The organism is Pseudomonas sp. fls2-241-R2A-110 (assembly GCF_030209165.1).
Taxonomy (GTDB): domain Bacteria; phylum Pseudomonadota; class Gammaproteobacteria; order Pseudomonadales; family Pseudomonadaceae; genus Aquipseudomonas.
In genome coordinates this window covers 60686-75478 of record NZ_JARVSN010000036.1, presented here as the reverse complement: position 1 = coordinate 75478, position 14793 = coordinate 60686, and the positions used below count along the sequence as shown (strand labels likewise).

The 14793-nt window shown below is 60.5% G+C and carries 10 protein-coding genes; 7 read left to right on the top strand and 3 right to left on the bottom strand.

The genetic code is table 11. The annotated features are described in order from the left end of the window. Positions 1-34: 34 nt before the first annotated feature. Positions 35-3313, bottom strand: coding sequence for a PAS domain S-box protein (locus tag QRN31_RS26855; RefSeq protein WP_285435646.1), 3279 nt, complete (start codon positions 3311-3313; stop codon positions 35-37). Between the two features lie 69 nt (positions 3314-3382). Then, a complete protein-coding gene (locus tag QRN31_RS26850) occupies positions 3383-4273 on the bottom strand; it encodes a LysR family transcriptional regulator (protein ID WP_285435644.1) in 891 nt (296 codons plus the stop codon). Between the two features lie 148 nt (positions 4274-4421). Here QRN31_RS26850 and leuC point away from each other — a divergent pair, with 148 nt between their 5' ends. The 7 genes from leuC to QRN31_RS26815 all read left to right on the top strand — a co-directional run bounded on the left by leuC (position 4422) and on the right by QRN31_RS26815 (position 13873). Then, on the top strand, positions 4422-5840 hold the full coding sequence (leuC, locus tag QRN31_RS26845) for a 3-isopropylmalate dehydratase large subunit (protein ID WP_285435643.1): 1419 nt from the start codon (positions 4422-4424) through the stop codon (positions 5838-5840). 11 nt (positions 5841-5851) lie between these two features. Beyond that, complete coding sequence (leuD, locus tag QRN31_RS26840; protein WP_222585551.1) at positions 5852-6496, top strand: 3-isopropylmalate dehydratase small subunit; 645 nt, start codon at positions 5852-5854, stop codon at positions 6494-6496. 144 nt (positions 6497-6640) lie between these two features. Further along, entirely contained in the window at positions 6641-7408 is a 768-nt protein-coding gene (locus QRN31_RS26835) for a class I SAM-dependent methyltransferase (protein WP_285435641.1), read from the top strand. 66 nt (positions 7409-7474) lie between these two features. Continuing rightward, positions 7475-8557, top strand: a complete 1083-nt coding sequence (leuB, locus tag QRN31_RS26830; RefSeq protein WP_285435639.1) for a 3-isopropylmalate dehydrogenase — start codon at positions 7475-7477, stop codon at positions 8555-8557. A 69-nt stretch (positions 8558-8626) separates the two neighbouring features. After that, positions 8627-9739: an aspartate-semialdehyde dehydrogenase gene (gene asd / locus QRN31_RS26825; protein WP_045057948.1), complete on the top strand. Its 1113-nt coding sequence runs from the start codon at positions 8627-8629 to the stop codon at positions 9737-9739. Between the two features lie 261 nt (positions 9740-10000). Next, entirely contained in the window at positions 10001-11011 is a 1011-nt protein-coding gene (locus tag QRN31_RS26820) for an aspartate-semialdehyde dehydrogenase (protein ID WP_285435637.1), read from the top strand. Positions 11012-11218: 207 nt separating this feature from the next. Then, positions 11219-13873 carry a FimV/HubP family polar landmark protein gene (locus QRN31_RS26815; protein ID WP_285435636.1) on the top strand — a complete coding sequence of 885 codons (2655 nt, stop codon included), beginning with the start codon at positions 11219-11221 and terminating at the stop codon, positions 13871-13873. A 72-nt stretch (positions 13874-13945) separates the two neighbouring features. On the opposite strand, the gene QRN31_RS26810 is transcribed toward QRN31_RS26815, so the two are convergent. Beyond that, complete coding sequence (locus QRN31_RS26810) at positions 13946-14605, bottom strand: M24 family metallopeptidase (protein WP_285435804.1); 660 nt, start codon at positions 14603-14605, stop codon at positions 13946-13948. Positions 14606-14793 lie beyond the last annotated feature (188 nt).

The following is a 14793-nucleotide window of genomic DNA, read 5'->3' as shown; positions in this document are numbered from 1 at the left end:
GAAAAGGGCGCCATTGGCGCCCTTTTTTGTGTCTTCATTTCAGCAGCTTCTGAAACTCCTCCACAGGCAACGGCCGGCTGTGCAAGTACCCTTGGTAAAAATGGCAGCCCAACCCCTGTAAAAACTCCAGTTGCTCCGCCGTTTCCACGCCTTCAGCGATTACCTTCAATTCCAGGCTGCGCGCCATGGCGACAATGGCGCGGATGATTTCGGCGTCGTTGGGGTCGGTGGTGGCGTCGCGGATGAACGACTGATCGATTTTCAGTGTGTCGACCGGCAGCCGTTTTAGGTAAGTCAGCGAGGAGTAACCGGTGCCAAAGTCGTCCATCGCAAAGCTCACACCGAGTTTTTTCAGGCGGCGCATTTTGTTGATGGTGTCTTCCAGATTCTGAATGACGATGCCTTCGGTGATTTCCAGTTTCAGCAGCGAGCAGGGCAGGCCGTGGCTGCCGAGGCTGTGCTCGATGCGTTCGACAAAATCGTTCTGGCGGAACTGCCTCGGGCTGATGTTGACGCACAGGCTGAAGCTGAGCGGGTTGACCAGGCCCTTGGCAACCAGCTGTTTGAACGCGGCGCAGGCTTCGTCGAGGATCCAGGTGCCGACTTCCAGAATCAATCCGCTGTCTTCCAGCACCTTGATGAACTCGGTGGGTGATTGCGGCCCCAGTTCCGGGTGGTTCCAGCGCACCAGGGCTTCGGCGCCGACAATGCGGTTGCCCCGGGCGTCGACCTGGGGTTGGTAATGCACGTCAAACTCGCCACGGGAGAGGGCCTGACGCAGGTCGGTTTCCATGCGCAGGCGTTCGCTGGCGGCCTTCTGCATGGTGTTGTGATACATCTGCGTGGTATTGCGGCCCGAGTCCTTGGCGCGGTAAAGCGCGATGTCGGCGCGTTTTAGCAGGTCGGTCGGTGTCGAGCCGTGGTCGGGAATCAGCGCGATGCCGATGCTCGGTGTCACCTGCAGGCGTTGGCCGTCGAGGAACATCGGCTCCGACAGCAATTCGCGCAGGGTGTCCGCCAAGTCCCGGACCTGTGCGCTGACCTCGTTGCGCGAGCCTTCCAGGCCGCTGAGCAGCACCACGAACTCATCGCCGCCCAGGCGAGCCACGGTGTCCTCCATACGCACACTGGCTTCAAGGCGCGCGGTGATGATCTTCAGCACGGTGTCGCCCACCGGGTGACCGAGTGAGTCGTTGATGTGCTTGAAGTGATCGAGGTCAAGGAACAGCAGCGCGCCACGCAGGTTATGCCGTTTGAGCAGGGCGATTTGCTGGCTCAGGCGGTCCATCAACAACGCACGGTTCGGCAGGTTGGTCAGCGGGTCGTGGTACGCCAGGTGACGGATTTGCGCTTCGGCATTTTTCAGCAGGCTGACGTCCCGGGCGGTCAGCAGCAAGCACGCGGTTTCGTTGAGGGTGATGGGCTCCACCGAGACTTCGACGGTCAGCAGTTCGCCGCGCTTGTTGCGGCCGATCATTTCCTGGTGGTGCACGCGGCCCTTGATCTGCAACTCGGCCAGCAGCGCCGAGCGTTGCTTCTCTTGCGCCCAGATGCCGACCTGATACACCGTGCGGCCCAGCACCTCATCGGCGCGATATCCCGTCAGGCGACAGAACCCGTCGTTGACCTCCAGGTAGCGCCCGGTGTCACGCTCGGTGATGGTGATGGCGTCGGGGCTTGAATGGAACGCCTTGGCAAACTTCTCCTCGCTGGCCTTCAGTGCCGCTTCGGAGCGCTGCTGCTGGGTGATGTCGCGCAGCGTCGTGACAATGCACGGCTGTTCGCCGACGCTGATCTGCCGGCTGGAAATCACGCAGGTCAGGGATTGCCCATCCTTGTGCTGGGCGACGATGGCTACGTTGTTCAGGCTCTGTTCGCGGATGACCTGTTCGATTCGTTGCAGGCTTTTTGCCGAAGCGTCCCACAGGCCGATTTCGTCGGCGCTGCGCCCGATCACTTCCACGGCGCTCCAGCCGAACGTCTGAGTGAAGCTGGAGTTGATCTCGATGAACTGGCCGGTGTCCTGGCGCGTCACGCAAATCGGGTCCGGGCTGACCTGGAACAGCGTGGCGAATTTCTCTTCAGATGCCACCAGCCGTTGTTCGCGTTCCACCTGGTCGGTGATGTCCAGCAAGGTGCCGGCCATGCGCAGCGGGGCGCCGTTTTCATCTCGGTAAAGCCGCGCGCGGCTTTCGAGGTAGCGCGAGCTGCCATCGTCCAGTTGCACGCGGTAGGTCAGTTGATAATTGCCCGCCGGCCCTTCACGCAGGCTGCGGTAGGCGTCGCGCATGCTGTCGCGTTCTTCGCCGGGCACGCCTTCGAAAAACGCCTCGAAGGATTCATGAAAAGGTATGGGGTCCAGCCCGTGCAGTTGGGCGGCTCGAGCCGAGCCGTAGAGCATGCCGCTGGGAATGTGCCAGTCCCACGTGCCGAGTTGCGCCGAATCCAGGGCCAGGTCGAGGCGTTCCTGGCTGTCCTTCAGGGCGTGCTCGGCGGCTTTGCGTTCGGTGGTGTCGAGAAAGGTGCTCAGCAGGTACGGCTGGCCTTCGAGTTCGACCTTTTGTGCGCTGAGGATGCCGTCGTGGATCTGGCCGTTGCTGGCGCGAAACTGCACCTCCATGCTGGTCAGTTCGCCCTTGGCCTTGGTCGCCGTGACCAGCGCGGCCCGTTGCTCCGGGTGTACCCACAGACCCAGCTCGACGGTGGTGCGGCCAATGGCATCTTGCACCGGCCAGCCGAACAGGCTTTCGAAATACTGGTTGGCTTCGGTAATCAGGCCGTCTTCCTGGCGGGTCAACAACACCATGTTCGGGCACAGGTGGAACAGCGTGGCGAAGCGTTTTTCCGAGCTGCTCAGCGCCTGTTCGCGTTGGCGTTGGTGGGTGATTTCGCGGATCACGCCGATCATTCGCGGTCGTCCGTGTTTATCCGGCAGCAAACTGCCATTAATTTCCAGCCAGTGCAGGCTGCCATCGGGCCAGCGGATGCGGTGATGCATCGCCTGTTCCAGCGGGGCGCCGGCGATCACCGCATGGAAGGCGCGGACGGTTTTCGCACGATCCTCCGGCGGCAACAAGTCGAGGTATTCCAGATCGGCCGGCAACGGTTGGCGCGGATCGAAGCCGAATAACGCCTGAGTGCCCCGCGACCAACTGATCTGCCCGCGCTCGATGTCCCAATACCAGGCGCCCAGACGCGCACCATTGAGGGCGGCCAGCAATTGCGGCGCACTTTCCCAGCTCTGCTCGGATCGTTTTGGGTCTAGCGCCTGGATACGCGGCATTGGCGGAATACGGTCAACAGATTTGGGCATTGGCAGCAAGCCTTGGGCTGAATTGGGCGTTAGGCACAGGAATTCGCGGCTGCATGGCAGTTACACACGTTAGCCTTGAGTCCCTGGCAGATCGATTTGTGCATCCAGCAGGGCCATGAAAGCCCGTGCCGCATTCGACAGCGTCCGTTCGGTGTGCAGGATATAGCCTAGCTGGCGAGTCAGTTGTATGCCCGGTAAAGGTATTCGCGCAACCTGATCGTCGAGCATGGTGCGCGGCAAAACGCTCCACGCCAAGCCGATCGAGACCATCATTTTGATGGTTTCGAGGTAATTCGTGCTCATGGCGATGTTCGGTGTCAATCCCTGGGCCTCGAACAGGCGCTGGACAATGTGATGAGTAAAGGTGTTTCCACCGGGAAATACGGCCGGGTGCAGGGCGATATCTGCAAGGCTGACGGCGCCGTTGCTGATCAGCGAGTGCTCCGGGGCGACCACGAAATCCAGCGGGTCGTCCCATACCGGCGTGGCTTTGACCAGGGAATGCGGCTCGGGCGCCAGGGTGATGACCGCCAGTTCCGCGCGCCCATGGAGGATTTCTTCGTAGGCCACTTCCGAATCGAGGAACTGAATGTCCAGCGCCACCTGCGGGTAGCGGCGGGTGAACTCCCTTAATAAGGGCGGCAAACGGTGCAGGCCGATGTGGTGACTGGTGGCCAGTGTCAGGCGGCCGGTGACTTCGCCCGTCAGGTTGGTCAGCGCGCGGCGAGTGTCATCCAGCACATTGAGGATCTGGTAAGCCCGCGGTAGCAGGGCGCGTCCGGCCTCGGTCAGGCTGACTTCACGGCCCAGCCGATCGAACAGCCGCACCTTCAATTGCTGCTCCAGCCCGGCAATCCGCTTGCTGATCGCTGGTTGCGTCAGGTGCAGGCGCTCGCCGGCGCCTGAGAAGCTCCCGGTCTCGGCAATCGCGATAAAGGCATTGAGGTTGGCGAGGTCCATTGAAGTATTCCAGTTGGTTATCCAAAGCATAAAAAATATGAATTTGAGTTATTTAATGTAACCCCCTAGGATCGACCTCACAAGCCAAGGGGTTATTGAAATGTTCAAGGCCCGGGGCATAGAAACAAGCTGATGAGGAAACCGTCTGATGGCCGGCAAAACGCTCTACGACAAGCTCTGGGATTCGCATTTGGTCAAGCAGCGCGACGATGGCTCTGCGCTGATCTACATCGATCGTCACATCATCCACGAAGTGACCTCGCCGCAAGCCTTTGAAGGCCTGCGTCTGGCCGGGCGCAAGCCTTGGCGCATCGATGCCAACATCGCGACCCCGGACCACAACGTACCGACCACCCCGGAGCGCAAGGGCGGCATCGAAGCCATTGCCGACGAGGTCTCGCGTTTGCAGGTTCAGACCCTCGACGACAACTGCGATGAATACGGCATCGTCGAATTCAAGATGAATGATGTGCGTCAAGGCATCGTCCACGTCATCGGTCCTGAGCAGGGCGCCACCTTGCCGGGCATGACCGTGGTCTGCGGCGACTCCCACACCTCGACTCACGGTGCATTCGGCGCCTTGGCTCACGGTATCGGCACGTCTGAGGTCGAGCACGTGCTCGCCACCCAGTGCCTGGTCGCCAAAAAAATGAAGAATATGTTGGTGTCGGTCGAAGGAAAACTGCCGTTCGGCGTGACCGCCAAAGACATCGTCCTCGCTGTCATCGGCAAAATCGGCACCGCCGGCGGTAACGGCCATGCCATCGAATTCGCCGGTAGCGCGATTCGCGATCTGTCGGTCGAAGGCCGCATGACCATCTGCAACATGTCCATCGAGGCTGGCGCTCGCGTAGGCCTGGTGGCCGCTGACGAAAAAACCGTGGCCTATGTTAAGGGCCGTCCATTTGCTCCGAAAGGCGCGGAATGGGATTTGGCTGTCGAAGCCTGGAAAGACCTGGTGACGGATAAAGATGCCAAGTTCGACACCATCGTCGAGCTCGATGCGACCCAGATCAAGCCACAAGTCAGCTGGGGCACCTCGCCTGAAATGGTGTTGGCTGTGGACCAGAACGTGCCGGACCCGGCCAAGGAAATGGACCTGGTCAAACGCGGCTCCATTGAGCGCGCCTTGAAATACATGGGTTTGACCGCCAACCAGGCGATCACCGACATTCAACTGGACCGCGTGTTCATCGGTTCCTGCACCAACTCGCGGATCGAAGATTTGCGCGCTGCGGCGGTGATCGCCAAGGGCCGCAAAGTGGCGTCGACCATCAAGCAAGCCATTGTGGTGCCGGGCTCGGGCCTGGTGAAAGCTCAGGCCGAATCGGAAGGCCTGGACAAGATTTTCCTCGACGCCGGTTTCGAATGGCGTGAACCGGGCTGCTCGATGTGCCTGGCGATGAACCCGGACCGTTTGGAATCGGGCGAGCATTGCGCATCGACCTCCAACCGCAACTTCGAAGGCCGTCAGGGCGCCGGTGGTCGTACCCACCTCGTGAGCCCGGCCATGGCCGCCGCCGCCGCGGTAAACGGTCGTTTCGTCGACGTCCGTGAATTGATCTAAAGGAGCGCAGCATGAAAGCTTTTACCCAGCACACTGGTCTTGTCGCGCCTTTGGATCGTGCCAACGTCGACACCGACCAGATCATCCCGAAGCAGTTCTTGAAGTCGATCAAGCGCACGGGCTTCGGCCCGAACCTGTTCGATGAGTGGCGCTACCTGGATGTCGGGCAGCCGTATCAGGACAACTCCAAGCGCCCACTGAACAAGGACTTCGTCCTCAACGCCGAACGTTACCAAGGCGCCAGCGTGTTGCTGGCCCGTGAGAACTTCGGTTGCGGTTCCAGCCGTGAACACGCGCCGTGGGCCCTGGAAGAATACGGTTTTCGCAGCATCATCGCGCCGAGCTACGCCGACATCTTCTTCAACAACAGCTTCAAGAACGGCTTGCTGCCGATCATCTTGAGTGACGCTGAAGTCGACGAGCTGTTCCAGCAAGTGGAAGCGACCCCGGGTTATCAGTTGCAGGTCGATCTGCAAGCCCAGACCGTGACCCGTCCGGATGGCAAGGTGCTGCGCTTTGAAATTGATGCGTTCCGCAAGCATTGCCTGTTGAACGGTCTGGACGATATCGGCCTGACTTTGCAGGATCACGAGGCGATTGCGACGTTTGAAGCCAAGCATCGTGCGAGCCAGCCGTGGTTGTTTCGCGACGCGTAAGTTTGTGTAAGGCGTGATGACGCCATCGCCAGCAGGCTGGCTCCCACATTGGATTTGCGGCGATCACAAAACCCTGTGGGAGCGAGCCTGCTCGCGATGAGGCCAGAATAAACACTCCAAGACTCACCCCAAAAGGAAGTCCAGATGACCAGCACCGCCCAGCACAGCCAGGTAGTCCAAAAGCAATTCGGTGAACAGGCTTCGGCCTATTTGAGCAGCGCCGTTCACGCTCAAGGCACCGAATTCGCGCTGCTACAGGCCGAGTTGGCCGGGCGGGGCGATGCGCGGGTGCTGGACTTGGGGTGCGGCGCCGGTCACGTGAGTTTTCACGTGGCGTCGCTGGTCAAGGAAGTCGTGGCTTACGACCTGTCCCGGCAAATGCTCGACGTGGTGAGTGCTGCCGCTCAAGATCGTGGTTTGAGCAACGTAACCACCGTCAACGGTGCTGCCGAGCGCCTGCCGTTCGCCGATGGCGAGTTCGATTTCGTGTTCAGCCGTTATTCGGCGCACCATTGGAGCGATCTCGGCCTGGCCTTGCGGGAAGTCCGTCGGGTACTGAAGCCGGGCGGCGTGGCGGCGTTCATCGACGTGTTGTCTCCGGGCAGCCCATTGTTCGACACTTACCTGCAAAGCGTCGAAGTGCTGCGCGACACTAGCCATGTGCGCGATTATTCCGCCGGCGAGTGGTTGCGCCAGGTCAGCGAAGCGGGGTTGCATACCCGCAGCACCACGCGCCAGCGGCTGCGTCTGGAATACACCTCGTGGGTCGAGCGCATGCGCACGCCAGAGGTGATGCGCGCGGCAATCCGCGAATTGCAGCGGTCGATGGGCAGCGAAGTACGCGAATATTTTGAGATTGAGGCCGATGGTTCATTCAGTACCGATGTATTGGTGCTGATGGCTGAACGATAAGCGCCTGACAATAGACTTTTTCCACGGCGTGCCCGCGGGCGCGCCGACTGATGACATGAGGAAAGCATGAGCAAGCAGATTCTGATTCTCCCGGGTGATGGTATTGGTCCGGAAATCATGGCCGAAGCGGTCAAGGTACTTACACTTGCCAACGACAAGTACAGCCTGGGCTTCGAACTCAGCCATGACGTGATCGGCGGCGCGGCCATCGACAAGCACGGCGTGCCACTGGCCGACGAAACCCTGGACCGTGCCCGCGCGGCCGATGCGGTTCTGCTGGGCGCGGTTGGCGGCCCGAAATGGGACGCCATCGAACGTGACATCCGCCCTGAGCGCGGCCTGCTGAAAATTCGTGCGCAATTGGGCCTGTTCGGCAACCTGCGTCCGGCGATCCTCTATCCGCAACTGGCCGAGGCATCGAGCCTGAAGCCGGAAATCGTTGCCGGCCTGGACATCCTGATCGTCCGTGAGCTGACCGGCGGTATCTACTTCGGCGCGCCACGCGGCACCCGCACCCTGGAAAACGGCGAGCGCCAGTCCTACGACACGCTGCCGTACAGCGAAAGCGAAATCCGCCGCATTGCCCGTGTCGGTTTCGACATGGCGATGGTGCGTGGCAAGAAGCTGTGCTCGGTGGACAAGGCCAACGTATTGGCGTCCAGCCAGCTGTGGCGTGAAATTGTTGAAGAAGTGGCCAAGGATTACCCAGAGGTCGAACTGAGCCACATGTACGTCGACAACGCCGCCATGCAGCTGGTGCGCGCACCCAAGCAGTTCGATGTGATCGTTACCGACAACATGTTCGGCGACATCCTGTCCGACCAGGCGTCGATGCTCACCGGTTCCATCGGCATGCTGCCGTCGGCCTCCCTGGATACCAACAACAAGGGCATGTACGAGCCGTGCCACGGTTCGGCGCCGGACATCGCAGGCAAAGGCATTGCCAACCCGTTGGCGACCATTTTGTCGGTCTCCATGATGTTGCGTTACAGCTTCAATCTGCAGGATGCGGCGGATGCGATCGAGAAGGCCGTTAGTCTGGTATTGGACCAGGGCTTGCGCACCGGCGACATCTGGTCGGCCGGTTGCACTAAAGTCGGTACGCAGGAAATGGGTGACGCAGTAGTCGCCGCGCTGCGGAATCTGTAATCTCTCGGGCCCGCTGCCACTTTCAACTTCGAAAGCAGCGGCCCACTTTTTAAAGAAGGTGTAGTTGCGATGAAACGTGTAGGTCTGATCGGTTGGCGCGGTATGGTCGGTTCCGTGCTCATGCAGCGGATGCTGGAAGAGCAGGATTTCGATCTCATCGAGCCGGTGTTTTTCACCACTTCGAATGTCGGTGGCCAAGGCCCGTCCGTGGGCAAGGACATTGCTCCGCTCAAGGACGCTTACAGCATTGAAGAGCTGAAAACCCTTGACGTGATTTTGACCTGCCAGGGTGGCGACTACACCAGCGAAGTCTTCCCCAAGCTGCGCGAAGCCGGCTGGCAGGGTTACTGGATCGACGCCGCTTCCAGCCTGCGCATGCAGGATGATGCGGTGATCGTGCTGGACCCGGTGAACCGCAAGGTCATCGACCAGCAACTCGACGCGGGCACCAAGAACTACATCGGCGGCAACTGCACCGTCAGCCTGATGCTGATGGGCTTGGGCGGTCTGTTCGAAGCCGGTCTGGTCGAGTGGATGAGCGCCATGACTTATCAGGCAGCCTCCGGTGCCGGCGCGCAGAACATGCGTGAACTGATCAAGCAAATGGGCGCGACCCACGCCGCTGTTGCCGATCAACTGGCAGATCCTGCCAGCGCGATCCTCGACATCGACCGCCGTGTGGCCGAAGCCATGCGCAGCGACGCGTACCCGACTGAGAACTTCGGCGTACCGCTGGCCGGCAGCCTGATCCCGTGGATCGACAAGGAACTGCCGAACGGCCAGAGCCGTGAAGAGTGGAAGGCCCAGGCCGAGACCAACAAGATCCTTGGTCGTTTCAAGAGCCCGATCCCGGTCGACGGTATCTGCGTGCGCATCGGCGCCATGCGTTGCCACAGCCAGGCGTTGACCATCAAGCTGAACAAAGACGTGCCGATCGCCGACATCGAAGGGCTGATCAGCCAGCACAACCCTTGGGTCAAGCTGGTGCCGAACAACCGTGAAGCGAGCATTCAGGAACTGAGCCCGACGAAAGTCACTGGCACCCTGAACGTCCCGGTTGGCCGCCTGCGCAAACTGAACATGGGTTCGCAGTTCGTCGGCGCGTTCACCGTCGGCGACCAGCTGCTGTGGGGCGCGGCCGAACCGCTGCGTCGCATGCTGCGGATCCTGCTTGAGCGTTGATTGATTGAAGCAATGAAAGAACCCGCGCCTTGAAGAAGGCGCGGGTTTTTTTATCCCGATAGCCTGCGCTTATCGATCGTTCCCACGCTCCGCGTGGGAATGCATCCCGTGACGCTCCGCGTCACTTGCGCAAGCAGAACGCGGAGCGTCCTTGGCGGCATTCCCACGCAGAGCGTGGGAACGATCGGGGTGGGGGTGAATTGCCTGCGCGCCAACCACCCGGTAAAGTGCCGCTCCCCCCGTTTCGCCAGAGGTAGAACCATGAGCCAGTCCTTTGATATTGCCGTGATCGGCGCCACCGGTACTGTCGGCGAAACGCTCGTGCAGATACTCGAAGAGCGCAATTTTCCGGTGGGCGATCTGCACCTGCTGGCCAGCAGCGAATCCGCCGGTCATTCGGTGCCGTTCCGCGGCAAGAACGTGCGGGTGCGGGAAGTTGACGAGTTCGATTTCAGCAAAGTCCAGCTAGTGTTTTTCGCCGCAGGACCGGCGGTGACCCTGAGTTTTGCCTCGCGTGCCGTCGCAGCCGGTTGCTCGCTGATCGACCTGTCCGGCGCCTTGACCGCCGATCAGGCGCCGCAAGTGGTGCCGGAAGCCAATGCCGACATCCTGGCCAGTCTGAAAAAACCGTTCCAGGTCAGCAGCCCAAGCCCGTCGGCCACCACCCTGGCGGTGGTGCTCGCACCGTTGCTCGGTTTGCTAGACCTGCAACGCATTCACGTCACCGCGTGCCTGGCGGTCTCCGCGCAAGGCCGCGAAGCCGTGACCGAGCTGGCCCGGCAGACCGCCGAGCTGCTTAACGTGCGTCCGCTGGAGCCGACGTTCTTCGATCGGCAGATGGCGTTCAACCTGTTGGCTCAGGTCGGCAAACCTGACGAGCAGGGGCACACCCTGCTGGAAAAACGCCTGGTGCGTGAGCTGCGTCAGGTCATGGCGCTGCCTTCATTAAAGATTTCCGTCACTTGCATTCAAGCCCCAGTGTTTTTTGGCGATAGCTTTAGCGTGACCTTGCAATCGGCGAGCGCTGTGGACTTGGCGAAAGTCAACGCGGCGCTGGAAGATGCGCCTGGCATCGAGCTGGTGGAGGCCGGCGATTACCCGACGCCAGTCGGCGACGCGGTAGGGCAGGACGTGGTGTACGTCGGTCGGGTTCGTCATGGTGTCGACGACCTGTCGGAACTAAATCTGTGGCTGACGTCAGATAACGTACGCAAAGGCGCTGCGCTCAATGCTGTGCAGGTGGCTGAATTGTTGATAAAAGACCTGCTGTAAAAGATACTTGGCAACAATTTTTCGAATGAGTCCGGTCGAGCGTTATGCTTGGGCGGATTGCTGATGGCGAGTCACCCTCCGGGGCTTTCCGGGCATGAATGAAATGATCGCGTGCGACGACACTTCGGCGCTGCGCGCAATGCCTTACGGCAGCGACCATCAATACCTTCTCGCTGGCCGAGGAATGTTCAAACAAAGGATGAGGCTATGGTTCAAGTTCGCAAACTGGTGTTAGCAATAGCGGCCGCCTCGGCGCTGTCCTCCGGTATGGCGCAGGCACTCGGGCTCGGGGAATTGACCCTGAAGTCGACGCTGAACCAACCTTTGGTGGCGGAAATCGAGCTGCTCGACGTCAAGGACCTCACCGCTGCCGAAGTGGTGCCGAGCCTGGCCTCGCCCGAAGATTTCGCCAAGGCTGGCGTCGACCGCCAGGCATTCCTCAACGATCTGACCTTTACCCCGGTGCTCAACGCCAGCGGTAAAAGTGTCCTGCGCGTGACCTCCAGCAAACCACTGTCCGAACCGATGGTGAAATTCCTGGTTCAGGTCATGTGGCCAAGCGGTCGACTGATGCGTGATTACAGCGTGCTGCTCGATCCATCCAAATTCTCGCCGCAGACCGCTGAAGCGGCTGCGCAGCCTGCACCGACTCCAGCTGTGACAGCACCCGTCACCGGTGCCGCCAAGTCTGCCCAATACACCACCACGCCGCGCGATACCTTGTGGGAAATTGCCGCGAAGGCGCGTAATGGCGGCTCGGTCCAGCAAACCATGCTGGCCATCCAGGCGTTGAACCCGGATGCCTTTATCGACGGCAACATCAACCGGTTGAAAACCGGCCAGGTGCTGCGCATGCCGGATCAGACCCAAACCACCAGCCTGCCACAGCCTAAAGCCATCGCCGAAGTCGCTGCGCAGAACACTGCATGGCGTCAGGGGCGGCGTTATGTGGCCAAGCCAGGGACCGGGCAACAGCAGCTCGATGCGACCAAGCGCGGGCGGGCTGATGCCGGTTCAGCGCAGACGGCCAAGGACAAGCTGAGCCTGGTATCGGCCGACACCGCTAAAGGTCGTGGCAAAGGGGGCGATGCCAAGGCCTTGAGCAATAAATTGGCGGTCACCCAGGAAAGCCTCGACACGACTCGTCGTGACAACGCCGAACTGAAGAGCCGCATGACCGATCTGCAAAGCCAGCTGGATAAGCTGCAACGTCTGATCGAGCTGAAAAACAATCAACTGGCCAAACTGCAGGCCGAAGGCGCAGCCGGTGCACCCGCTGCACCCGCTGCTGCTCCCGCTAATACGCCGGCGATCTCCGCCGAGCTGGCGCCAAGCCCTGCGGCAACGCCGGCAGACGTGGCGGCAACACCAAAGCCTGAGACGCCAGTCGCTGAAGTCGCTCCAGCAACCGCCGAGAAGCCTGTCGAGCCGACACCCGCGACCTCTGATGATCAAAAATTCAACGAACTGCTGACCAATCCGATTCTGTTGGGTCTGGTCGGTGGCGGTGCAGTGGTTCTGCTGCTCTTGCTGTTGTTGCTGGCGCGTCGACGCAAAGCACAGCAAGAAGCCGAGAAGCACCTGCGCATGGCCCGTGCCCTGGAGGACGAGAAGGAATTCTCTACCGAGCAGGAGCTGCCGGAAAGCAGCTTCGAAGGTCTGGAAGTGCCACCGCCGAACGTGAAACTCGCGACCGCGCCGGCATTTGCACCTGCATTTGCGCCTGCGCCAGTACCAGCTCCCGCTCCAGCGCCAGTTATTGAGCCGGTTGTGGTCACCCAGCCCATTGCCGCGCCACTGATTTCGCCTGCGGCTGAGCGCGATGACGATGTGCTGGGCAAGGCACAGTCGCACATTACCGCTGGTCGTTTGAATCAGGCTGCCGCCATGCTCGAAGACGGCATCAAGCAGGAGCCGCAGCGTAGCGACCTGCGCCTCAAGCTGATGGAAGTCTACGGTCAGCAGGGCGATCGTGATGCGTTTGTTGCCCAGGAGCGCCAATTGGTGGCCAACGGTGACAACTTCGCTCAGGTCGAAAAGCTTAAAACCCGCTTCCCGGCAATGGCCATTGCGGTTGCCGGTGGGCTGGCTGCTGCAGCCCTTGCCGCCGAACTTGACGCGCAATACGTCAAGGACCTGCTGCTGGACGAGCCGCAAGCACCGGCAGCGGCGGATGATGACTTCGACAGCGCCTTCGATTTGAGCCTGGATGATCTGGAAGCCGCTTCTCCTGCGGTGGTTGCGCCAGAGCCGGAACCTGCCGCTGATCTTGACGAATTCCCGCTGGACGACGACCTGAGCTTTGAATCGGTGTTGCAGCAGCAGACCGACATCAAGGAAAACCTCGATGACCTGTCGGACTTCGATCTTGACATGGATCTGGGCGGCGACCCTTCGCCGGCTATCCTCGCCGATGACGACTTCCTGCTGGATCTGGACGAGGGCGTGAAGGACCTGCCAGTCGAGCCTGTTGCTCCCGCTAAACCTGAGGTTCCACAGGACGATCTGGAGTTGCCGGCCGATTTCGATCTGTCGCTGTCCGATGAAATGGATGCCACCCCGGTTGAGCCGGATGCCTTCGCGGCCGAACTGGATGATGTCAACGCCGAGTTGGATCGTTTGTCCCAGAGCATGAGCGAGCCGACGTTCACCGCAGAAGACGCGGCGGCTTCGATGGCTGACGAGCCGGACTTCGACTTCCTCTCCGGCACCGATGAAGTGGCCACCAAGCTCGATCTGGCCCAGGCCTACATCGACATGGGCGACAACGACGGCGCCCGGGACATCCTCAATGAAGTGGTGACCGAAGGTGATGCCGGGCAGAAGAGCGAAGCCAAGGAAATGCTTTCGCGTCTGGCTTGAATGATCGGTAGGCAGTAAACGAAACGGCAGCCCCTTGAGGCTGCCGTTTTTGTTTGTGCGATGCTCTTCGGATCAGGACAGCAGATCCTCATAAAACGCGCCAAACGGCCGGGTAGGGTGGGCGATCTGGATCTCCAGAATCCATAACCCGATATTCGGACATGCCTCGAAACTCCCCAGGTCACCGGCCCGATAAATCGCATGGGGGAAGTCGCTGACCCGGTGCCCCTTAATCTCCAGGTTCAACCTCCAGCCCATGGCCGTCGCCTGTTCGTCGGCGTAGCGATACAGCTCAGGCCCGGCGACCTGGTGAGTTCGCCAGTAATCGTGGACCTGATCAAACAGTGTCTTTGCTGCCGCCGCGCAGGCTGTCATTTCAGGATCATCGCCGACGACAAACGTCGCGCCGGAGTCGCCTTCATGGCGATCCCAGACCACGCCGAGGTCGATGAAGAAAATATCGTTGTCAGCCAGTACCGGATCGCCATCGGAGGGTTGCTTGAAGGTTTTCAGGGTGTTCTCGCCGAAGCGGATTTTGGACGGGTGCCAGATGCGGTCCATTCCCAGTTCGTTCAGCACCTCGAGGCTCATCGCCAGGGCTTCGGATTCGCGCATGCCGGGTTTCACGCGTCGGGCCATTTCGTCGATGGCTTCCCAGGTTTTGCGTTTGGCGTGGAGCATGCCGTCCAGGCTGTAGGCCAGTCCGACGGCTTCTTTGAGGGTGGCGGTCATCATCAGGTCTCGGTGGTGTCTGTTTTTTTCGTTGTGTAGCCATCTATATAGCGAAGTCTGTCCGGGCGATGCAATGACACAAAATCCACACGCCTCTGGCGTCCCGGTGCGACGGCCTTATAATGCCCGCCTTTGCGCATATCAGCAGGCTGTTACTCCTTGGCAAATTTAGATAACCCGGTCGCCGA